This is a genomic window from Thermus amyloliquefaciens (assembly GCF_000744885.1).
Classification (GTDB): Bacteria; Deinococcota; Deinococci; order Deinococcales; family Thermaceae; genus Thermus; species Thermus amyloliquefaciens.
In genome coordinates, this window is sequence record NZ_JQMV01000003.1 from 1,101,377 (window position 1) to 1,120,613 (window position 19,237).

Annotated in this window: 20 protein-coding genes and 2 pseudogenes; 11 read left to right on the top strand and 11 right to left on the bottom strand. The window is 68.3% G+C overall.

Annotated elements, in window-relative coordinates; genetic code table 11:
• Position 1: 1 nt before the first annotated feature.
• Genes hemL through gap form a run of 7 tightly spaced genes read right to left on the bottom strand, consistent with a single transcriptional unit; the run spans position 2 to position 7,486 of the window.
• Positions 2 to 1,276 carry a glutamate-1-semialdehyde 2,1-aminomutase gene (gene hemL, locus BS74_RS05930; RefSeq protein ID WP_038056924.1) on the bottom strand — a complete coding sequence of 425 codons (1,275 nt, stop codon included), beginning with the start codon at positions 1,274 to 1,276 and terminating at the stop codon, positions 2 to 4.
• Positions 1,277 to 1,335: 59 nt separating this feature from the next.
• Entirely contained in the window at positions 1,336 to 2,331 is a 996-nt protein-coding gene (locus BS74_RS05935) for an alpha-ketoacid dehydrogenase subunit beta (RefSeq protein WP_038056927.1), read from the bottom strand.
• Positions 2,325 to 3,365 carry a pyruvate dehydrogenase (acetyl-transferring) E1 component subunit alpha gene (gene pdhA / locus BS74_RS05940; RefSeq protein WP_038056930.1) on the bottom strand — a complete coding sequence of 347 codons (1,041 nt, stop codon included), beginning with the start codon at positions 3,363 to 3,365 and terminating at the stop codon, positions 2,325 to 2,327. The genes BS74_RS05935 and pdhA overlap by 7 nt, the downstream gene beginning before the upstream one ends.
• Positions 3,362 to 4,480, bottom strand: a complete 1,119-nt coding sequence (locus tag BS74_RS05945; RefSeq protein ID WP_038056936.1) for a pyridoxal phosphate-dependent aminotransferase — start codon at positions 4,478 to 4,480, stop codon at positions 3,362 to 3,364. The genes pdhA and BS74_RS05945 overlap by 4 nt, the downstream gene beginning before the upstream one ends.
• Before the next feature lie 31 nt (positions 4,481 to 4,511).
• Positions 4,512 to 5,264: a triose-phosphate isomerase gene (gene tpiA / locus BS74_RS05950; RefSeq protein ID WP_038056938.1), complete on the bottom strand. Its 753-nt coding sequence runs from the start codon at positions 5,262 to 5,264 to the stop codon at positions 4,512 to 4,514.
• A 56-nt stretch (positions 5,265 to 5,320) separates the two neighbouring features.
• Positions 5,321 to 6,490, bottom strand: coding sequence for a phosphoglycerate kinase (locus tag BS74_RS05955; protein WP_038056939.1), 1,170 nt, complete (start codon positions 6,488 to 6,490; stop codon positions 5,321 to 5,323).
• Entirely contained in the window at positions 6,491 to 7,486 is a 996-nt protein-coding gene (gap, locus tag BS74_RS05960; protein WP_038056942.1) for a type I glyceraldehyde-3-phosphate dehydrogenase, read from the bottom strand.
• A 186-nt stretch (positions 7,487 to 7,672) separates the two neighbouring features.
• Here gap and BS74_RS05965 point away from each other — a divergent pair, with 186 nt between their 5' ends.
• The 7 genes and pseudogenes from BS74_RS05965 (at position 7,673) to BS74_RS11680 (ending at position 14,049) form a co-directional block, all read left to right on the top strand.
• Positions 7,673 to 8,278, top strand: coding sequence for a biotin transporter BioY (locus BS74_RS05965; protein ID WP_038056944.1), 606 nt, complete (start codon positions 7,673 to 7,675; stop codon positions 8,276 to 8,278).
• Positions 8,279 to 8,440: 162 nt separating this feature from the next.
• Positions 8,441 to 8,866, top strand: coding sequence for an SsrA-binding protein SmpB (gene smpB, locus BS74_RS05970; RefSeq protein ID WP_038056947.1), 426 nt, complete (start codon positions 8,441 to 8,443; stop codon positions 8,864 to 8,866).
• A complete protein-coding gene (locus BS74_RS05975; RefSeq protein WP_038056949.1) occupies positions 8,863 to 10,005 on the top strand; it encodes an N-acetylmuramoyl-L-alanine amidase family protein in 1,143 nt (380 codons plus the stop codon). The genes smpB and BS74_RS05975 overlap by 4 nt, the downstream gene beginning before the upstream one ends.
• Positions 10,006 to 10,007: 2 nt before the next feature.
• Positions 10,008 to 10,505: a GerMN domain-containing protein gene (locus BS74_RS05980; RefSeq protein WP_038056951.1), complete on the top strand. Its 498-nt coding sequence runs from the start codon at positions 10,008 to 10,010 to the stop codon at positions 10,503 to 10,505.
• Positions 10,502 to 13,537, top strand: a pseudogene (locus BS74_RS13205) (AAA family ATPase). Before BS74_RS05980 ends, BS74_RS13205 begins: the two are co-directional and overlap by 4 nt.
• Entirely contained in the window at positions 13,524 to 13,850 is a 327-nt protein-coding gene (locus BS74_RS05990) for a nucleoside triphosphate pyrophosphohydrolase family protein (RefSeq protein WP_038056953.1), read from the top strand. Before BS74_RS13205 ends, BS74_RS05990 begins: the two are co-directional and overlap by 14 nt.
• A gap of 19 nt (positions 13,851 to 13,869) precedes the next feature.
• On the top strand, positions 13,870 to 14,049 hold the full coding sequence (locus tag BS74_RS11680; RefSeq protein ID WP_281173181.1) for a thioredoxin domain-containing protein: 180 nt from the start codon (positions 13,870 to 13,872) through the stop codon (positions 14,047 to 14,049).
• Positions 14,050 to 14,101: 52 nt separating this feature from the next.
• On the opposite strand, the gene BS74_RS05995 is transcribed toward BS74_RS11680, so the two are convergent.
• A complete protein-coding gene (locus tag BS74_RS05995; RefSeq protein WP_038056955.1) occupies positions 14,102 to 14,350 on the bottom strand; it encodes a TFIIB-type zinc ribbon-containing protein in 249 nt (82 codons plus the stop codon).
• Positions 14,351 to 15,031: a zinc metallopeptidase gene (locus BS74_RS06000; protein WP_038056956.1), complete on the bottom strand. Its 681-nt coding sequence runs from the start codon at positions 15,029 to 15,031 to the stop codon at positions 14,351 to 14,353.
• Between the two features lie 230 nt (positions 15,032 to 15,261).
• Between BS74_RS06000 and BS74_RS12435 the strand changes: the two genes are divergently transcribed.
• From BS74_RS12435 to BS74_RS06015, 3 genes and pseudogenes are all read left to right on the top strand, one after another.
• A complete protein-coding gene (locus BS74_RS12435) occupies positions 15,262 to 15,624 on the top strand; it encodes a hypothetical protein (RefSeq protein WP_051946690.1) in 363 nt (120 codons plus the stop codon).
• Positions 15,603 to 16,184: pseudogene (locus BS74_RS12440) on the top strand (transposase); the annotation flags it as partial. The gene BS74_RS12435 and the pseudogene BS74_RS12440, both read left to right, overlap by 22 nt.
• Positions 16,185 to 16,269: 85 nt before the next feature.
• On the top strand, positions 16,270 to 17,127 hold the full coding sequence (locus tag BS74_RS06015; RefSeq protein ID WP_038056958.1) for a sulfurtransferase: 858 nt from the start codon (positions 16,270 to 16,272) through the stop codon (positions 17,125 to 17,127).
• A 39-nt stretch (positions 17,128 to 17,166) separates the two neighbouring features.
• On the opposite strand, the gene sdaAA is transcribed toward BS74_RS06015, so the two are convergent.
• Entirely contained in the window at positions 17,167 to 18,030 is an 864-nt protein-coding gene (gene sdaAA, locus BS74_RS06020) for an L-serine ammonia-lyase, iron-sulfur-dependent, subunit alpha (protein ID WP_038056961.1), read from the bottom strand.
• Positions 18,031 to 18,073: 43 nt separating this feature from the next.
• Between sdaAA and BS74_RS06025 the strand changes: the two genes are divergently transcribed.
• On the top strand, positions 18,074 to 18,727 hold the full coding sequence (locus BS74_RS06025) for a response regulator transcription factor (RefSeq protein ID WP_081914565.1): 654 nt from the start codon (positions 18,074 to 18,076) through the stop codon (positions 18,725 to 18,727).
• 3 nt (positions 18,728 to 18,730) lie between these two features.
• On the opposite strand, the gene rplS is transcribed toward BS74_RS06025, so the two are convergent.
• Positions 18,731 to 19,183 (bottom strand): 50S ribosomal protein L19, encoded by a 453-nt coding sequence (gene rplS, locus BS74_RS06030; RefSeq protein ID WP_038056964.1) that lies wholly within the window; start codon positions 19,181 to 19,183, stop codon positions 18,731 to 18,733.
• Positions 19,184 to 19,237: the final 54 nt, after the last annotated feature.

Genomic DNA, 19,237 nt, shown 5'->3' on the forward strand with positions numbered 1-19,237 from the left:
GCTAGAGGGCCTTTTCCAGGGCCTCGAGGGTCAGGGCCACCTCCTCCTCCCCGTGGGCCACGGAGAGGAAGGCCGCCTCAAAGTTGGAGGGCGGCCAGTACACGCCCCGGTGCAAAAGGCCGTGGAAGAAGCGCTTGAAGAGCTCGGTGTCGGTGCGCTTCGCCTCGGCGAAGGTGCGCACCGGCCCCTCCGTGAAGAAGACGGTGAGCATGGAGCCCATGCGGTTCACCGCATGGGGGATGCCCTTTCGGGAGAGGACTTCCCGTAGCCCCGCCTCCAGCCTTGCCCCCACCTCCTCCAGGCGGGCGTAGTGGCCGGGGTTCCTCTCCAGGATCTCCAGGGTGGCCAGGCCCGAGGCCATGGCCAAAGGATTCCCCGAAAGGGTCCCCGCCTGGTACACGGGGCCCAAGGGGGCCACCTTCTCCATGATCTCCCGCCTTCCCCCGTAGGCGGCGGCGGGAAGCCCTCCCCCCAGGACCTTGCCCAGGGTGATGAGGTCAGGCTCCAGGCCAAGCCGCTCCGTGGCCCCGCCAAAGGCCAGGCGGAAGCCCGTCATCACCTCGTCGGCGATGAGGAGGACGCCATAATCCTTGGCCTCGTGCAGCGCCTTCAGGAAGTCCTGGGTGGGCAAGAGGACCCCGGCGTTGCCCACCACCGGCTCAAAGATGATGGCCGCCACCTCCTCCCCCCGCGCCCTCAGGAGGGCCCTAAGCCCCTCGGGGTCGTTGTACTCCAGGACCAGGGTGAGCTGGGCGTACTCCTGGGGCACCCCGGCGCTGGAGGGCACCCCCAGGGTGAGGGCCCCGCTTCCCGCCTCCACCAGGAGGCCGTCCGCATGCCCGTGGTAGTTGCCGCGGAACTTGACGATGTACTTCCTGCCCGTGTACCCCCGGGCCAGGCGCAGGGCGCTCATGGTGGCCTCGGTCCCCGAGCTGACAAAGCGCACCAGCTCTAGCCCAGGGTAGGCCCGCTTCACCGCCTTGGCCAGCTCCACCTCCAAAGGGTGAGGGGCCCCGAAGGTGAGGCCCTGGGCGGCCACCTCCTGGACCCTCTGCACCACCTCGGGGTGGGCGTGGCCCAGGATGAGGGGGCCCCAGCTCAGGACGTAGTCCAGGTAGCGGTTCCCGTCGGCATCCCACACGTAGGCCCCCTCCCCCCGCACCAGGAAGGGAGGGGTGCCCCCCACCGCCTTAAAGGCCCGCACGGGGCTGGAAACCCCGCCGGGGATATGCCTTTGGGCTTCGGAAAAAAGCCGCTCGGAGATGGGCCTCTCCATGCCTCTCACTCTACACCGAGCCCTTCCCGCCTCGAGGCCCGCCGGGCACGGGCCGCGGCTCAATGGGTCAGGACCCGGCGCAAGGCGGCGAGGACCCGGCGGGCACTGGGGCGGTAGTGGTGCTCTATGGCGCTGAAGGGGGGGTAGGGGGCGTCGTACCCCGCCACCCGCACCACCGGGGCCTGGAGGTGGTCTATGGCCCCCTCGGCGATCCGGGCGGCGATCTCGGCCCCAAAGCCCCCGGTGCGCATGGCCTCGTAGACCACCACCGCCCTTCCCGTCTCCCGCACCGCCCAAAGGAGGGTCTCCTCGTCCAAGGGGACCAGGGTCTCCAGGTCCACCACCATGACCTCCACCCCCTCCTTGGCCGCCACCTCCGCCGCCTCCAGCATCACCTCCACCATGCCCCCGTAGCCGATGAGGGTGGCCGCGCCCCCCTCCCGCACCACCCGGGCCCGGCCCAGGGGCAGGGTGTAATACCCTTCCGGCACCTCGGCCCGGGAGCCCCGGTAGAGCTTGATGGCCTCCAGGAAGAAGACCGGGTCCTCGTCCTCGATGGCGGAAAGGAGAAGCCCCTTGGCCCTTTCGGGGCTGGAGGGGATCACCACCTTCACCCCAGGGGTGTGGCAGAGGAGGGCCTCGGGGGAGTCCGCGTGCTGCTCGGGGGTGTGCACGCCCCCGCCGTAGGGGGCCCGCACCACCACCGGCAGGCCCACCCGCCCCCGGGAACGGTGGCGCCAGCGGCCCAGGTGGGAGAGGATCTGGTCCAGGGCGGGGTAAAGGAAGCCCGCGAACTGGATCTCGGCCACGGGCCGCATCCCCCCCATGGCCAGGCCGATGGCCAGGCCCAGGATGCCGCTTTCCGCCAAGGGGGTATCAAAGACCCGCCTCTCCCCGTATTTGGCCTGGAGGCCCTCCGTGACCCGAAAAACCCCCCCAAGCCGCCCCACGTCCTCCCCGAAGACCAACACCCGCTCATCCCGAGCCAGGGCCAGGTCCAGGGCCTCGTTGATGGCCTGGACCAGGTTCAGCACGCGGGCCTTTTCGGTTACCATACCTCCTCCACGTGTTTCCCCTGCCGCAGGGCTTCCCAGGCCCGCCTTTGGTCGGGGCCCATCGCCGCATAGACGTGCTCCACGATCTCCTCGGGCCGGGGCTCGCGGGCGCTGTCCGCCAGGGCGAGCTCCCGGGCGAACTCCGCCTCCAGCTCGGCAAGGAGCCCCCTTTCCCGCTCCTCGTCCCAAAGCCCCCGCGCCTCCAGGGCCTTACGCAGGCGCAGGAGCGGGTCCTTGGCCCGCCAGGCCTCCTCCTCCTCCCGGGTGCGGTAGCGGCTGGGGTCGTCGGAGGTGGTGTGGGGGGCCAGGCGGTAGGTGAGGGCCTCGAGGAGGGTGGGGCCCTCCCCCTTCCGCGCCCTCTCCACCGCCTTTTTGGCCTCCAGGTAGACGGCCAGGGCGTCGTTGCCGTCCACCACCACCCCGGGCATGCCGTAGCCCTCGGCCCGCCGGGCGATGTAATCCACCCGCATCTGCTTGGCCCTGGGCACGCTGATGGCGTACTGGTTGTTCTGCACCAGGAAGACCACGGGAGCGTCAAAGACCGCGGCGAAGTTGAGCCCCTCGTGGAAGTCCCCCTCGCTGGTCCCGCCGTCCCCGATGGAGGTGGCCACCACCCAGTCCTCCCCCCGGTAACGCCCGGCCAGGGCCAGGCCCACCGCCTGGGGGATCTGGGTGGCGATGGGGATGTAGGGGTTCACCGCCCGCACCCCCTCGGGGAAGCCCCAGCCCGCGGGATGGGCCCGCCAGTAGAGGAGCAGGGTGTGGATGGGAAGCCCCCGGGTAAGGAGCATGGCGGACTCCCGGTAGCTGGGCACCACGAAATCCTTCTCCCCCAAGGCCAGGGCGACCCCCACCTGGGCCGCCTCCTGCCCCATGAAGGGGGCGTAGACCCCTAGCCGCCCCTGGCGCTGGAGGGTCAGGGCCTTCTCGTCAAAAAACCGGGCCCGGCGCATGGCCCGGTAAAGGGCGAGGGCTTCCCCCTCGCTTAGGGGAAACTCCCCCTTGTCCAGGTACTGGACCACTTTGGGCTTCACGCTGGGGAGTTTACCACAGGGGCCAGGCGCTCCAGGGCCAGGGAGAGCTCTTCTTCGCTTTTGCAGAAGGCAAAGCGGAAGAGGTAAAAAGGCGGGTCCTCCCGGTAGAAGGCCGAGGCCGGGATCAGGGCCACCCGGGCCGCCTCCAGCAACCGGAAGGCGTCCCATCCCGGAAGCTCCGCCATGAGGAAGTAGGTGCCCTGGGGCTCGTAGGCCCGCAGGCCCAGACTCCTGAGCCCAAAGAGGAGCAGGTCCCGCCGTTTCCGGTAGCTCTCCCGCAAGGCCTCGTAGAAGCCCTCCCGCCGGGCCACCCTCAGGGCCTCCGCCACCCCCGCCTGCAGGGGGCTTGGGGCGGAGAAGCTCGTCCACTGGCGCATCCCCGCCAGGATGGGCATGTATTCCTTGGGCCCCACGATCCAGCCCACGCGGTAGCCCGTGGCCTCGAGGCGCTTCCCCGCGCTTCCCACGGTGAAGGTGCGCTCGGGGGCGAAGGCCCTTAAGCGGGGCGGCCTTTCCCCAAAGTAGAGCTCGTCGTAGACCTCGTCGGAGATCAGGAAGAGGTCGTGCCTCCGGGCGAGGTCCGCTATCCCCCTCAACTCCTCCTCCCGGAAGACCAGGCCCGTGGGGTTCATGGGGGCGTTGAGGAGGAGGGCCCGGGTGCGGGGGGTGATGGCCCCCTCCAGGGCCAAGGGGTCCAGGCGGAAGCCCTGCTCCCCAAGCTCAAGCCGCACCAACCGGGCCTCGGCCCCCGCCAGGAAGGCATCGGGCAGGTACACGTCAAAGAAGGGCTCCAGGACCACCAGCTCGTCCCCCGGGCCCACCAGGCTTTGCACCAGCACGTGGATGGCCTCCGTGGCCCCGGAGGTGACCACCACGTTGTCGGGCTCCACCCCAAACTCCTCCGCCAGGGCCTCCCGGAGGGCAGGAAGCCCCGCGGGGGGAGCGTACTGGTCATGGCGACCCAGGGCCCTGGCCACCGCCTCCAGGAGGAAGGGGGGCGGGGGGTTGGAGGGAAACCCCTGGCCCAGGTTCACCGCCTGGAGCCTGGCCGCAAGCCCGCTCATCTTGGGGAAGATGCTTTCCCGGGCCGCCTGGGTGCGGGGATGAAGCCGCATAGGTAAAGGGTAGCCCAAAGCCCCCCTCGCCTCAACCGGCGATCCTAAGGAGGCTTAAAAAGCTTTCCAGCTCCAGGCTGGCCCCGCCCACCAGCCCCCCGTCCACGTTGGGCATGGAGAGGAGGTCGGCGAAGTTCCTGGGGTTCACGCTCCCCCCGTAGAGGATCCTCACCCGCCCGGCGAAGGCCTCCCCATAGCGCTCCGCCAGGGCCTGGCGGATGGCCTGGTGCATGGCCTCGGCGTCCTCAGGGGTGGCGTTTTTCCCTGTGCCGATGGCCCAGACGGGCTCGTAGGCGATGACCAGGCGCTCGGGGCCCTCGGGCTCCACCCCCTCGAGGCTCCCCCTAAGCTGCGCCAGGGTGTAGGGCACCGCCTCCCCCCTTTCCCGCACCTCCAAGGGCTCCCCCACGCAGAGGATGGGGGTGATGCCCTCCTCCAGAAGCCTCTTGGCCTTCTCCGCCACCAGGGCGTCCGTCTCGCGGTGGTAGCGCCGCCTTTCCGAGTGCCCCACGATGGCGTAACGGCAGCCCAGGTCCTTGAGCATCCGGGCGGAGACCTCCCCCGTGTAGGCCCCTTCCCGATGGGGGGAAACGTCCTGGGCCCCGTAGGCCACCTGGCTCCCCGAAAACACCTCCTTGGCCGCGGGGAGCATGGGAAAGGCGGGCAAGACCGCCACCTCGGCCTGCAGAGGGGGAAGGAGCCTTTTCAGCTCGGCAAACCAGACCCGGGCCTCCGAGGGCACCTTGTGCATCTTCCAGTTTCCTGCCACCAAAACCCTGCGCATGCCGCCATCCTACTAGGAAAACCCCGCCCGTGAGGGCGGGGCCGGAAGGGACCTCCTTATTCCAAGACCTCGAGGCCGGGGAGGGTGCCCTTCTCCAGGTACTCCAGGCTCGCCCCACCCCCGGTGGACACGTGGCTAAAGCGCTCCTTGAGGCCCAGGCGGTTCACCGCCGCCACGGAATTGCCCCCGCCCACCACGGTGAAGGCCCCCTCCAAGGCCGCCACCGCACGCCCCACCGCCAGGGTGCCCTCGTCAAAGGGGGGCACCTCAAAGACCCCCATGGGCCCGTTCCAAAAGACCGTCCTGGAGCCCTTTAGGGCCTCGGCGAAGGCCTCCTGGGTCCTGGGCCCGATGTCCAACCCCATGTAGGGCACGGGGATGGCGTCCGCGGGGAAGACCCTATTCTCCACCCCGGGCTCAATCCGCTCCGCCGCCACCACGTCCACGGGCAGGTGGACCTTCACCCCTAAGGACTCCGCCCGCCGAAGGAGGTCTTTTGCCAGATCCAGGCGGTCCTCCTCCACCAGGCTCCTCCCCACCTCGCCCCCCAGGGCCTTGAGGAAGGTAAAGGCCATGGCCCCCCCGATCAAAAGGCGGTCGATGCGGGGCAAGAGGTTCTCCATCACCCCGATCTTGTCCGAAACCTTGGCCCCACCGATGACCACGGCATAGGGCTTCTCCGGGGCGTGAAGAAGGCGGGAAAGCGCCCTCACCTCCTTCTCCATCAGCAAGCCCGCGAAGGAGGGGAGGAGCCTGGCCACCCCCACCACGCTGGCGTGGGCGCGGTGGGCGCTCCCGAAGGCGTCCAGGACGAAGGCCTCCCCTAGCCGGGCGTAGCGGGCGGCGAGGTCCGGGTCGTTTTTTTCCTCGCCCGGCTCAAAGCGGACGTTTTCCAACACGGCCACCTGGCCTGCCCCAAGCCCCTGGACCGCGGCATAGGCCTCCTCCGAGCCCGGGGGGAAGGGAACGAAGCGCACCCCGGGAAGGTGCCGCCCCAAGGCCTCCGCCACCGGGGCCAAGGAGTACTTCGGATCCGGCCCCTTGGGCCGCCCCAGGTGGGAGAGGAGGACCAAGGAAGCCCCCTGGGCCAGGAGGTGGCGCAGGGTGGGGAGGCTCTCCACGATGCGGGTCTCGTCCTCCACCGCCCCGTCCTTCAGGGGCACGTTGTAGTCCACCCGGACCAAAACCCGCTTGCCCCGGGCCTCGAGGTCCTTCAGGGTACGCATCTAAACCCCCTTCTTGAGCACCATCTCCACCAGGTCGGCCACCCGGTTGGCGTAGCCCCACTCGTTGTCGTACCAGGCGAAGACCTTCACCAGGTTGCCCAGGGCCTTGGTGAGCTTGCCGTCCACGATGGAGGAGTGGGGGTCCATGACGATGTCCTGGAGCACGATCTCGTCCTCGGTGTAGGCCAGGATGCCCTTCAGGGGCCCCTGGGCGGCCGCCTTGAGGGCAGCGTTCACCTCCTCGGCGGTCACTTCCCGCCGGAGCAGGGCGGTGATGTCCGAGATGCTTCCCGTGGCCGTGGGCACCCTTAGGGCGGTCCCGTCAAAACGCCCCTTGAGGGAGGGAAGCACCAAGGCGGTGGCCTTGGCGGCCCCGGTGGTGGTGGGGATGATGTTGATGGCCGCCGCCCGCGCCCGGCGCAGGTCCTTGTGGGGCAGGTCCAGGACCCGCTGGTCGTTGGTGTAGGAGTGAACGGTGGTCATGAGGGCCTTCTCCACGCCAAAGGCCTCCTCCAGCACCTTCATCACCGGGGCCAGGGAGTTGGTGGTGCAGGAGGCGTTGGAGAGGATGTGGTGCCTCTGGGGGTCGTACTGCTCGTGGTTCACCCCCATGACGATGGTGATGTCCTCCCCCTTGGCCGGGGCGGTGATGATGACCTTCTTGGCCCCCGCCTCGAGGTGGGCCTTGGCCTTCTCGGCATCGGTGAACACCCCCGTGGACTCCACCACCACGTCCACGCCCAAGCGCCCCCAGGGGATCTCCTTGGGGTCCTTGATGGCCGTGGCCCGGATGGCCTTGCCGTCCACGTAAATGTTCTCGTCGTCGTACCCCACCTCCCCGGGGAAGCGGCGGTAGACGGAATCGTACTTCAAAAGATGGGCCAGGGTCTTGTTGTCGGTGAGGTCGTTGATGAGGGCCACCTCCACGCCCCGCCCATGGAGAATGCGAAAAACCTGGCGGCCGATTCTGCCAAACCCGTTGATGCCTACCTTCATAGCTTACCTCCCAGCATGGCTCCTTGCCCCCCTTGCGGCAGGGGTTAAGAGCTATGGCTTCAGTATACCGGCAAGATCATAAGTGATAGATGGCTCTTGGCTTAAGCGAACCCTCCCCCTTGACTCGTCAACCCCCACCCCATAGTCTTGTTGACGACCACCTGTGTGGTCCAGGAGGTAAACGCGATGAAAACCGAGGCCCTTCCCTATCCACCCCTGGTCAAAACCCTCTGGCCCCACCGCACCCTGGCCCGGGACCTGGCCCTGGTCCTGGGGGGTAGCCTCCTGGTGGCCTTGGCCGCCAGAATCAGCCTCCCCCTGCCCTTCACCCCCGTGCCCATCACGGGACAGACCCTGGCGGTCCTCCTGGTGGGCGCCGCCTTGGGAAGCCGCCTGGGGTTCTTGGCCCTCTTGGCCTACCTGGCGGAAGGGGCCATGGGGCTACCCGTCTTCGCTGGGGGAACGGGCGGCCTGGCCAAGATCCTGGGCCCCACCGGGGGCTTTCTTCTGGCCTTCCCCTTGGCCGCAGGCCTGGTGGGGTTTTTGGTGGAACGGTTCGGCCTGGACCGGAACTTCCTGGGAACCCTTCTGGCCATGCTTGCGGGAAACGCCCTGCTCTACCTGGTGGGGCTTCCCTGGCTCGCCGCTTGGCTCATGGGGGCGGGCAAGTTCGCCGGAACGGGCGCCCTTCTGGCCATGGGGCTTTTCCCCTTCATCCCTGGGGACCTGGTGAAGGCGGTGGTGGCGGCTTTGCTTCTGCCCTCCGCCTGGAAGGGGCTGGGAAGGCGTTAGGGTGCGGCTGGCCCTAGGGCATATCGCCAAACGGGAAAGCCTCTCGGAGCTTCTTCGGGCCCTGGCTCCTCGGGTGCGCCAGGCTGGAGGGGGTACCGCGCCCGCTACCCCCTCCTCCGCCACCGGCGGCCCGAGGCTTACCGCCTCTGGTAAGATGCCTTCGTGCTGGAGAACCGCCGGGCACGGCACGACTACGAGATCCTGGAAACCTACGAGGCGGGGCTCGTCCTTAAGGGCACCGAGGTCAAGTCCTTGCGGGCCGGCAAGGTGGACTTCACGGGGAGCTTCGCCAAGTTTGAAAACGGCGAGCTCTTTCTAGAAAATCTCTATATTGCCCCCTACGAAAAAGGCTCCTACACCAATGTGGACCCCCGCAGGAAACGCAAGCTTCTCCTCCACCGCCACGAGCTGAACCGGCTTAGGGGCAAGGTGGAGCAGAAGGGCCTCACCCTGGTACCCTTAAGGATCTACTTCAACGAACGGGGCTACGCCAAGGTGCTTCTGGGCTTAGCCCGGGGGAAAAAGGCCTATCAGAGGAAGGAAGACGACAAGAAGCGGGCGGTGCGCCGCGCCCTGGAGGAGCTATGAGGTTTGCCTTGGCCTTCCTTCTCCTTTTCGCCCTGGCCCAGGCCCCAAGGCCCCTTTTGGTGGGGGGAGAGGTGGGGCAGGCCCTTTACCCGGGGGGGCGGGGCGTGGCCTATGGGGAGGTGGGCCTTCTCGCCCGGGGCCTGGGGCTTGCCCTTTGGCAAGGGGAAGGCCAGGTGGCCCTGGGCCTGGGAAGCCGCTACAAGGCCTTCCCCCTGGTGGAAAACGAGGCCCAGGCCGCGGCCCGGCAAGCCGCCTGGAAGCGGGGGCCGGAGGTCCTCGTCCCCTTGAGGCCCCTGAGCGAGGCCTTGGGCCTGGAGTACCGGGCCCAGGAGGGCATCCTCCTCCGCCTTCCCTGGGCCCGTCTTCTCGGCATGGCGCGGGGGCCAGACCGGGTGGTCCTGCGCTTCTCCCGGGAGGTGAACGCCCTGGTGGAGGGCAACAGCGTCCTCTTCCTCCTGGCCCAGGGGGAAGGGGCGGGCCTCAGCCAGGAGGCCCAAGGGCTTCGCCTGGCCCTGGAAAGCCCGCCCGCCCAGCTTTACTACCCTGGCGGGGGCCAGGTGGTCCTGGAGTGGGGTTCCCCGGCCAAACCTAGGCCCACGGTGCTCCTGGACCCGGGGCACGGGGGGCAGGACCCAGGCATTTCCGCGGGGGGGCTCGCGGAAAAGGACCTCACCCTGGACCTGGCCAAGAGGGTGGCCTCCCGCGTGGCCAACGCCAGGCTCACTCGGCAAGGGGACCAGTACGTGCCCCTCGAGGCCCGCCTGGCCCAGGCGCAGACCGCCTCGGTGATGGTCTCCCTGCACGCGACCCAGGGGAGCGCGGTCAACCTCTACCTGCCCAAGGCCCGCACCTCCCCCCTCGCCCAAAACGCCGCGGCCCTCCTGGCCACGGCCCCGGCGGAGCAAGCCGCCTTGTTGAAGGTCTACGCCGGGGACCCAGGACGCCTAGCCGAGGCCCTGGAAAAGGCCTTCTCCGCCCTGGGCATCGTGCTGGCCCGGGCCGAGGGCCCCTACGCCCTCACGGATATCCCCGGGGCAGGGGTGCTCCTGGAGGTGGGGGTGGAGCGGCTAAAGACCCCTGAGGCCCGCAACCAGGTGGCGGAGGCCATCGCCCAGGCCATCCGCACCTACTTGGAGTAGCCATGCGCCGACTTTTGACCTTCTGGAACCTCCTTGGCCTGGCCTTCTTCGTCCTGGGGGCGATGGTCTACTGGCAAAGCTCAGGTCCCCAGGCCTCCTCCGCCCTGCCCTTGCCCTCGGAGGAGGCCCAGGCCGCAAGCAGCCTGCCCGCGATCCTTTACCTTCCCAACCCCCCTCAAGGCCTCCTGAAGGAAACCCGCACCCTGGAGCTAGGCCCGGGGGATACGCCGGAGAGCAAGGTTCTGGCCACCTGGGCCGAGGCCCTGGGTGCCCCCAGACCCCGGGCCCTCTACCGGATGGCCGGGCGCCTCGTGGTGGACCTTCCCGCGGATTTCGTCCGGGGTCTAGACGCTAGCCAGGAAGCCCTCCGCCTCTACAGCCTGGCCTACACCCTCCTGGCCACCTTTCCGCAGGCCGAGGAGGTGCGCTTCCTGGTGGAGGGGGAACCGAAGCCGGGGCTGGCCCATTTGGACCTAAGCCAACCCTATCGCCTGCCATGAGGGAACAAGAAGCCTGGCGCATTGACCGCTTGGTCCTACAGGGGTTCAAGTCCTTTGCGGAGCGCACCGCCTTGGACTTTCCCGACCCCATCACCGGCATCATCGGGCCCAACGGCTCGGGCAAGAGCAACCTGGTGGAGGCCCTGCGCTTCGTGACCGGGGCCCGGGCTCAGGAGCTGCGCGGGCAGGAGCTTGGCGCCTTCCTCTTCCACGGGGGGGAGGGACGCCCCCCCCAGGCCATGGCGGAGGTGCGCCTGGAGCTTTCCCGGGGCCGGGAAAGGCTCACCGTGGAACGGCGCATCGAGGGGGAGCGCTCCCTTTTCCGGGTGAACGGCCGCCCCCTAAGCGCCAAGGCCCTGGCCCTCCACCTTGCGGGCACGGGCCTGGGCCGTGGGGGATACGCCATCGTGGGCCAAGGGGAGGTGGCCGCCCTTCTGGAGGCCCCCGCAGAGGTCCTGCTGGCTCACCTGGAGGAGGCCGCCGGACTGAGGCCGGTGGCGGAAGCGGCCCGGGTAGCCGAGAGGGAGCTGCAAGAGGCAAGCCGCCTCCTGGAAAGCCGCGAGCAGGAGCTAAAGGAGCTCAAGGCCCAGTGGGAAGGGCTTAGGAGGGAGGCGGAGCGGGCAAACCGGGCCCGGGCCCTGGACCTCGAGGCCCTCACCCTTAGGGTGAGCCTCCTGGAGGCCCGCATGGAGGAAGCCCGGGCCGAAATGGAGCGGGCAGAAATGCGGCTTCGCGCCCTGGCCCAGGAGGAGGAGGCCCTGCGGCGGGAGCGGGAGGCCCTGGAGGCAAAGCGCCTGGCCCTGGCGGAGGAAGAGGAAACCCTGCGCCAGGAGCTGGAGGCGGTGCGCCTCCACCTAAAGGAACGGGAGGGGTTTGCCCGGGAGCTTAAGGAGCTCACCCGGTTACAGCAGGCCCTGGACCGCCCCCCGCCCCCGACCCCGGCCCCCGGTTCCCCCTCCTCCAAGGCCCCTTCAGGAGCTGCGCGCAAAGCTGAAGGCGTTGAAGGAGGAGGAAGCCCGCCTTCTCGCCGCCAAAAAACGCCACGAGGAGGCCCTCCGCCGCCATGCGGCCGAGGCCGCCCGCTACGAGGAGCGCCTGAGGGCCTACCAGGAGGCCCTGGCGGAACGCCAGCGCTTGGCGGAGGAACTGGCCCGCAAGCAGGAGGAAATGGAGGGCCTTCAGGCCCAGATGGCCGAACGAAGGCGCCTGGAGACCCGCCTCGCCGACCTGCGCGCCCAAGCCCAGGGGGCCCTAAGGGAGGCCGAGCGGCTCAGGCGCCTTCTGGAAACGGGCAGCGACCTGCACGAGGGGCCCCGAAGGGTGCGGAAACTCCCCGGGGTGCTGGGGGTGGTGGCGGACCTGGTGCGGCCCGAACCGGGGCTGGAGGTGGCCCTGGAGGTGGCCCTGGGCCCCCGGCTCCAATGGGTGCTCACCCAGGACGAGGAGGCGGCCAAGGCCGCCATCGCCCTCCTGAAACGGGAAGGGGGCCGGGCCACCTTCCTGCCCCTCACCCTCCTGTCCCCCCCACCCCCTCCCCTCCCCCCTCCGGCGCCTGGCCTTTTGGGGCCAGCCTTCCGCCTGGCCCGGCTCCGGCATCCAGGCCTGGCGGAGGAAAGGGTCCTTCTGGCCCTCCTGGGGGATACCCTGGTCTTCGCGGATCTGGACTCGGCCCTGGCCTACCGAAAGGCGGGAGGCCGGGAAAGGCTGGTCACCCGCGAGGGCGAGGTCCTGGAGCGCCTGGGGGCCCTAACCGGCGGACGCCTAAAGGGAGGCGGGGAGACCCTTCTTTTGAGGCGGCGCCTGGAGGATCTGGAAGAGGAAGAGCACCAGCTTAAGGCGGAGATGGCCTCCCTGGAACAGGCCCTGGCCTCCTTGCCCCCCTACCGCCTCCTGGAGGAGGTGCGGGCCCAGGTGGGGGCCCTGCAGGGCCGTCTCCGCTCCCCCCTGCCCCCAGCTCCCGAGCCCCCACCCCCCCGCAGGAAACCTGGGAGGAGGCCCGGCTCCACGCCCTGGCGGAGGAAGGCAAGAGGCTTGAGGAAGCCCTGGCCCAGGCGGAGGCCCACGAGCGCTGGCGCCTTCTCTTCCAGGCCCGGCAGGCTTGGGAGGCATCCCAGGAGGAAGTGCGCCGCCTTCAGGCCAGGATGGAGGAGCTCGAGGACAAGCTGGTCCGCACCGAGCCCCTTTTGGCCAGGGCCCAGGAGCTGGAGGAGCGGCTTAAAGCCGTTCGCAGGGAAAGGGAGAGGCTCCAGGACCAGCAGACCCGGGCCCTTACCCGGGCCAACGCCCTCGCCAGCGAGCGGGAAAACCTCCGCCTGCTCCTGGCCCGCCGGGAAGCCCTGCTGGAGGAACTGGGCCAGGAAAGGGCCTCCCTTCCCCCCCTGAACCGGGTGCCCGGCACCCCCAGGGCCCTCCAGGCCAGGTTGGCCCAGGTGGAGCGGGAGCGGGCGGCCTTGGGGCCGGTAAACGCCCTGGCGGAACGGGAGCTGGCGCAGCTGGAGGCCCGCCTCGAGGCCCAGGAAAAGGAGGTGCAAGAGGCCACGGAGGCCCTCCTCCGCCTCGAGGCCGAGGCCAAGGCGGTGGAAAAAGCCTACGGGGAAAGGCTGAAGGAAAGCTACCAGGTTTTCCAAAGCGCCTTCCAGAAATACGCCCTGACCCTCCTGGGCGCCCGGGCCGAGGTGAAGCGGGAGGGGCCAGGACTGAGGCTGGTGGTGGTCCCGGCGGGAAAGCGCACCCAAGACCTCCGCCTCCTCTCCCTGGGGGAAAAGACCCTGGGGGCCCTGGCCTTCCTCTTCTCCCTGGGCGAACTCCAAGGCGGCTTACCCTTGGCCGTGCTGGACGAGGTGGACGCCGCCCTGGACGAGGCCAACCTCATCCGCTTCACCCGCTTCCTCAACTCCGGTAAGCAGTTCATCCTGGTCACCCATCAAAAGCGCACCATGGAGGCCTGCCACGCCCTCTACGGGATCACCGCCCAAGGAGGCGTAAGCCGGGTCTACTCCATCCGCAAGGAGGTGGTCCATGACCCTGAATGAGTACCAGCAGGAGGCCAAGAAGACCGCCCTTTACCCGGAGGCCTACCGGATCCTGTACCCCACCTTAGGCCTGGTGGGCGAAGCAGGGGAACTGGCCAACAAGGTGAAGAAGGTGCTTAGGGACCACGGGGGAACCCTGGACCCGGCCTCACGGCAGGACCTTTTGGCTGAGCTAGGGGACTTGCTTTGGTATGTGGCCCAGCTGGCCACCGACCTGGGGGCGAGCCTGGAGGAGGTGGCCCAAGGCAATCTGGCCAAGCTCCGCTCCCGGCTGGAACGGGGAACCATCGGAGGCTCTGGAGACCACCGCTAACCACGGGATCCTCCGCTTCATCCGCGCCCTCCAGTTCACCGACCGCACGGGCCTGAACACCCCCGCCGACTGGCAACCCGGCCACCCGGGCATCGTCAAGCCCCCGGCCACCTTGGAGGAGCTGAAGGCCGACGAGGCCAAGAAGGGCGAGTACACGGAGTACAAGCGCTGGTATCTGCGCCTGAAGAAGGCGGAGTAGGAAAATCCCACCCCCCCGGGGTAGAACCCCCCGGGGGGGTTTGCCTCAGGGCCTAATCAAAGAGGTCAAAAATCTCCAGGAAGCCCTTCTTCTTGCGGTAGGGCTTCCCCTCCCCGTGGGGGTAGGTTCCCCACTTCTCCTCGTGGGCCCGATTGGCCTCCTTGGCCTCCGCCAAGAGCTTCTCCAGCTCCCCCCTATCCAGCCAGACGCCCCCGCACTGGGGACAGACATCCAGGACCACCCCCCGCCTTTCCACCTCCCGCATCCCCACCTGGCAGTTGGGGCAAAGAAGGAGAGGCATCTACTCCTCCCTCCGGCCCATGAGGAGGCTGGCGTAGTAGAGGATGCTGGCCAAGGAGCTGGCCAAGGCGGCCACATAGGTGAGGGCGGCCCAGGTCAGCACCTGGCGGGCAGGGGCCATCTCCTGAGGGGAAAGGAAACCCATGCGCCTCAGAAACTCCAGGGCCCTGCGAGAGGCGTCAAACTCCACGGGCAGGGTGATGAACTGGAAGAGGGCCACCGCCAGGTAGAGGTAAAGGCCCAGCTTGGCCAAACCCAGGGCCCCCATGCCCAAGCCCAAAACCACCAGTAAGGGCCCAAAGTTAGAACCCAGGCTGGCGGCGGGAAGCAGGCTGGCCCTTACCCGAAGCCAAGCATACCCTTGGGCATCCTGCACCGCATGCCCCACCTCGTGGGCCGCCACGGCCAAGGCCGCCAGGCTCGGGGAGGCGTAGTTGGCCTCGGAAAGCCGCACCGCCTTGGCGTGGGGGTCGTAGTGGTCCGTGAGGGCCCCGGGCACGGGCTCCACCCGCACCTGGGTGAGGCCGTGAGCATCCAGGATGGCCCGGGCCACCTGGGCCCCCGTGAGGCCCCGGCTGTTGGCCACCCGGCTAAAACGGGCAAAGGTGGCCTGCAACCCCCCTTGGATCGCCACGCTGGCCACGAACACCAGCACCATGAGCAAAATCGCCAACATCTCCATGCTCCACCTCCGCGGGCAGAGTAGCAAAAACCGAGGCCACCCGTACAGGTGGTCTCGCCATGCGCCCTTAGGCGCCCCAGCCGACCGGGGAAGGTTCCCGTACTGACGACCGGCTGGCCCCCTTCGGGGGCGGCTACTCCCCGCAGGTACCTTTATACCAGACGCCTGCCCCCTCAGCAAGGCCTTGTGGGCTTGCCTTGCAAGCCCTCTTGAGTTATGCATTTCCCGAGATGGGCAAGCGCGGCTTCGTCCGAAGGGAACCGAGGCCCAAGGAAGTCCTGGAGCTCTGCCTGTACCTGGCCCAAGAGGTGGCCCCACCCACCCCCAAAGGCCACCGCGGCAGACCCTGGCGCTACACCCATGCCCTGTACCTGGCCCTCCTCCTCTTCCGCGCCTTCTACGGCCTCACCTACCGAGCCACAGAGGCCCATCTCCAGGACCTCCTAGAGGGCCCCTTCCCCTCCCACCAGGCCCTGGCCGCCTATGCACAGAAACACCTGAACGAAGAGGTGCTGCAGGCGCTGCTGGAACGGCTGGTACAGGAAGTGGAAGCCCGGCTTCCCCAAGAGGAAGGGGAACCCCCCTTTTCTTGATGGACAGCACGGGGCTGGCCTACCGTAGCAAAGACACGGTGCTGCGCTGGCGCAGGGGGCAGGAGGAGCGGCGGATGCGGGGGCACAGCCGGCTTTTGGCCCTGGTGCGGTGGAGGAGGGGGCAGAAGCTTTTGGTCCCTTGGGGGGGCGGGGTGGGGCGGGCGTATGCCCCTGACCCGAGGCTTGGGGCGGGGGTGCTCCTGCGGTTTGGGCTGGGGGGCGGGGTGCTTTTGGGGGACGCGGGCTTTGACGGGAGGGAGGTGTGGGAGGTGGTGCGAGGGCTTGGGGTGTGGCCCCTGATCCGGCTGCGGGGAGGGGGAGAGGTGCGGGATGAGGTGCGGCGGGAGGTAGCGGCGAGGTGGGACGGGGAGGTGTATCGGAGGCGAGGGGTGGTGGAGGGGGTGTTTGGGGGGATGAAGACGCGTTTGCGGAGGGGTTATTTGCAGGAGCGGAAACCGCATACGGCCATGTGGCGGGCCTTTATGGAGTTCCTTGCCTACGGCCTGCGCATCCTGCTCACCCTGCTTCCCCCTCAGGGGGGGTACAAGGCGATTTACTAGGCAAGCCCAGGCCTTGTTGCCAAATGTGGGCCAGGTTCCTTTACTCTTTTGCGCTCATGGGTATGTTGGCCTCGGGAGGAGAGGTATGGGGTACGCCCATCCTGAGGTACTGGTGAGCACAGACTGGGTTCAGGAGCACCTCGAGGATCCCCAGGTGCGGATCCTCGAGGTGGACGAGGACATCCTCCTCTATGACACCGGCCACATCCCCGGGGCCCAAAAGGTGGACTGGCAAAGGGACTTTTGGGACCCCGTGGTGCGGGATTTCGTGGATGAAGAGGGTTTTGCCAGCCTCATGGAAAGGCTTGGCATCGCCAACGACACCACCGTGGTCCTCTACGGGGATAAGAACAACTGGTGGGCCGCCTACGCCTTCTGGTTCTTCAAGTACAACGGCCACCAGGATGTGCGCCTCATGAACGGGGGGCGGCAGAAGTGGGTGGAGGAGGGACGCCCCCTCACCACCGAGGTGCCCTCCTACCCCAGGAGCACCTACCGGGTACCGTACCGGGACGAGTCCATCCGCGCCTACCGGGACGAGGTGCTGAAACACATCCTCAAGGTCAAGGAGGGCAAGGGGGCCCTGGTGGACGTGCGCAGCCCCGAGGAGTACCGGGGGGAGCTCACCCACATGCCCGGCTACCCCCAGGAGGGGGCCCTAAGGGCCGGCCACATCCCGGGGGCCAAGAACATCCCCTGGGCCAAGGCGGTGAACCCCGACGGCACCTTTAAGAGCGCCGAGGAGCTCAAGGCCCTGTACCTCCCCCTGGGGGTCACCCCGGACAAGGACGTGGTGGTCTACTGCCGGATCGCCGAGCGCTCCAGCCACTCCTGGTTTGTCCTCAAGTACCTTCTGGGTTACCCCCGCGTGAAGAACTACGACGGCTCCTGGACGGAGTGGGGCAACCTGGTGGGGGTTCCGGTGGCCAAAGGGGAGGAGTAGGACCCCCTCCCTGGGGCCTCCCCCCTTGGCCTCCTTGCCTCAATCCTCGGAAACCCGCCCCAGGGCCTGGGCGGCAAGCCGGCGCCCCGTGGGGGTGTCCGCCAAGCCCCCCAGGCCCGTTTCCTTTAGCTCCAAGGGCAGGAGGCGGCCGATACCCGCCATGGCCAGGATCACCTCATCGGGAGGGATCACGCTCCTGATCCCCGCCAGGGCCATGGAGGCGGCGCTCACCGCATGAACGGCGTAAAAGCCGTTGCGCATCACGCAAGGCACCTCCACGAACCCTCCCACGGGATCGCACACCAGGCCCAGGGTGTTCTGCAGGGCCAAGGCGGCCGCATGGGCGCAGGCCTCCGGGCTCCCCCCGAGCAGTTCGGTCACGGCGGCCGCCGCCATGGCCGCGGAAGAACCGATCTCCGCTTGGCACCCCCCGCTGGCCCCGGCGATGTAGATCTGGCGGCTGATGATCTTGGCCACCCCGGCGGCCAGGACCATGGGCATGAGGAGGGCCTCATCGGGGATACCCAGATGGTCCGCCACCCCCAAAAGGGCCCCCGGCAGGGTCCCGGCGCTGCCCGCGGTGGGGGCGGCCACGATCCGGCCCATGCGGGCGTTCTCCTCATTGACCGCCATGGCGTAGGCCTGAACCCGCTTCAGGAGGGGGTCCCGCAAGGGATTGGGAGCCTCCCACAGGGTCTTGGCGTTCTTACCCACCATCCCCGCCACGCTGGGGGCATCCGAGGCTAGGCCCCTCCGGATGGAATCCCGCATGACGCCCAGGCGCTCGCGAAGCTTATCCAGGATCACCTCGGGGGCCAGGCCCGTTTCCTCCACCTCCTCGCGAAGCAGGGCCTCTGAAGCCCGGCCAGAAAGGGTCGCCAGGTCGTTCAGGGTCAAGGGCATGGCCCCAGTATAGGCGTTGGTTAGGCCCGTCCGCGGTGGGCCTATGCTAAGGGGAGGGATGGGAAACCCAGAACCTGGCCTCCGCATCCTGATTGCCGACGACCACCCCCTCTTCCGCCTGGGGCTTAGGGCGGGCCTCGAGGGGGAAGGCCTGGTGGTGGTGGCCGAGGCCCAGGACGGGCAAGAAGCCCTGGACAAGACCCTGGCCCTGCAACCGGAAGCCGTGCTCCTGGACCTAAGGATGCCGGTATTGGACGGGTTGGCCTGCACGAGAAGGCTCCGCCAAGCGGGTTACCAAGGCCTCATCGCCCTCCTCACCACCTACCAGGAGCCCGCCTTGGTGCGGGAAGCCCACCTCGCCGGGGCCAACGCCTACTTTTCCAAGGAGCTCTCGGCCCCCGAGCTGAAAAGGCGCCTCCTGCGCGTGGCCCGGGGGGAAGAAGGCCTCACGCCCCCTGACCTCCCCACCCTGACCCCCAGGGAGGAGGAGGTGCTCCGCCTTCTGGCCCGGGGGCTTTCCGTGAAGGAGATGGCCAAGGCCCTTGGCCTTTCCCCGGATACGGTGAAAGACCATTTGGAAAGCCTCTACGGTAAGTTGCTCGCCCGAAACCGGGTGGAGGCCCTGGAAAGGGCTAGGGCCCTGGGGTTCCTAAGCGAAACCGAGGGGCGGATTGGCCCGCCCCCCGGCGCTGGGTAAGGGCTACTCGGCGCTGGACTCCCCTTGGGCAGGTTCGGCGGCCTCGGCCATGGCGGTCTCCTTGGCGGCCTTGGCCATCTCCTGGTCCTGGCCGATGCGCTTGCGGTCGGCGCGGAGCTTGCGGCGGATCTCCCTTTCGGGAAGCCCACGGATGAAGTAAAGCTTGGCCCGCCGGGCCCGGCCCCGCTGGACGATCTCTATCCGCTCAATAAGGGGGGAGTGCAGGGGGAAGATGCGCTCCACCCCTACCCCATAGCTCACCTTGCGCACGGTGAAGCTGCTGTTGTAACCGTTCCGCTTAACCTTGATGACGATGCCCTCAAAGTTCTGCACCCGGGTGCGGTTGCCCTCCTTCACCCGGTAGGCCACCCGCACGGTATCGCCGGGCCGGAACTCGGGAAGGTCGGTGCGGGTATACTTGGCCTCCACCACTTTAAGCAGCGCTCCACGGTTCATGTTCTCCTCCCTCCCCAGAGGAACCCCTAGGGGTTCATGGGCAACAGCCTCTAG

Coding starts and splice junctions, on each gene's coding strand:
- hemL (WP_038056924.1), bottom strand. CDS start 1,276: ATGGAGAGGCCCATCTCCGAGCGGCTTTTTTCCGAAGCCCAAAGGCAT.
- BS74_RS05935 (WP_038056927.1), bottom strand. CDS start 2,331: ATGGTAACCGAAAAGGCCCGCGTGCTGAACCTGGTCCAGGCCATCAAC.
- BS74_RS05945 (WP_038056936.1), bottom strand. CDS start 4,480: ATGCGGCTTCATCCCCGCACCCAGGCGGCCCGGGAAAGCATCTTCCCC.
- tpiA (WP_038056938.1), bottom strand. CDS start 5,264: ATGCGCAGGGTTTTGGTGGCAGGAAACTGGAAGATGCACAAGGTGCCC.
- BS74_RS05955 (WP_038056939.1), bottom strand. CDS start 6,490: ATGCGTACCCTGAAGGACCTCGAGGCCCGGGGCAAGCGGGTTTTGGTC.
- gap (WP_038056942.1), bottom strand. CDS start 7,486: ATGAAGGTAGGCATCAACGGGTTTGGCAGAATCGGCCGCCAGGTTTTT.
- BS74_RS05965 (WP_038056944.1), top strand. CDS start 7,673: ATGAAAACCGAGGCCCTTCCCTATCCACCCCTGGTCAAAACCCTCTGG.
- BS74_RS05975 (WP_038056949.1), top strand. CDS start 8,863: ATGAGGTTTGCCTTGGCCTTCCTTCTCCTTTTCGCCCTGGCCCAGGCC.
- BS74_RS05980 (WP_038056951.1), top strand. CDS start 10,008: ATGCGCCGACTTTTGACCTTCTGGAACCTCCTTGGCCTGGCCTTCTTC.
- BS74_RS05990 (WP_038056953.1), top strand. CDS start 13,524: ATGACCCTGAATGAGTACCAGCAGGAGGCCAAGAAGACCGCCCTTTAC.
- BS74_RS05995 (WP_038056955.1), bottom strand. CDS start 14,350: ATGCCTCTCCTTCTTTGCCCCAACTGCCAGGTGGGGATGCGGGAGGTG.
- BS74_RS06000 (WP_038056956.1), bottom strand. CDS start 15,031: ATGGAGATGTTGGCGATTTTGCTCATGGTGCTGGTGTTCGTGGCCAGC.
- BS74_RS12435 (WP_051946690.1), top strand. CDS start 15,262: ATGGGCAAGCGCGGCTTCGTCCGAAGGGAACCGAGGCCCAAGGAAGTC.
- BS74_RS06015 (WP_038056958.1), top strand. CDS start 16,270: ATGGGGTACGCCCATCCTGAGGTACTGGTGAGCACAGACTGGGTTCAG.
- sdaAA (WP_038056961.1), bottom strand. CDS start 18,030: ATGCCCTTGACCCTGAACGACCTGGCGACCCTTTCTGGCCGGGCTTCA.
- BS74_RS06025 (WP_081914565.1), top strand. CDS start 18,074: ATGCTAAGGGGAGGGATGGGAAACCCAGAACCTGGCCTCCGCATCCTG.
- rplS (WP_038056964.1), bottom strand. CDS start 19,183: ATGAACCGTGGAGCGCTGCTTAAAGTGGTGGAGGCCAAGTATACCCGC.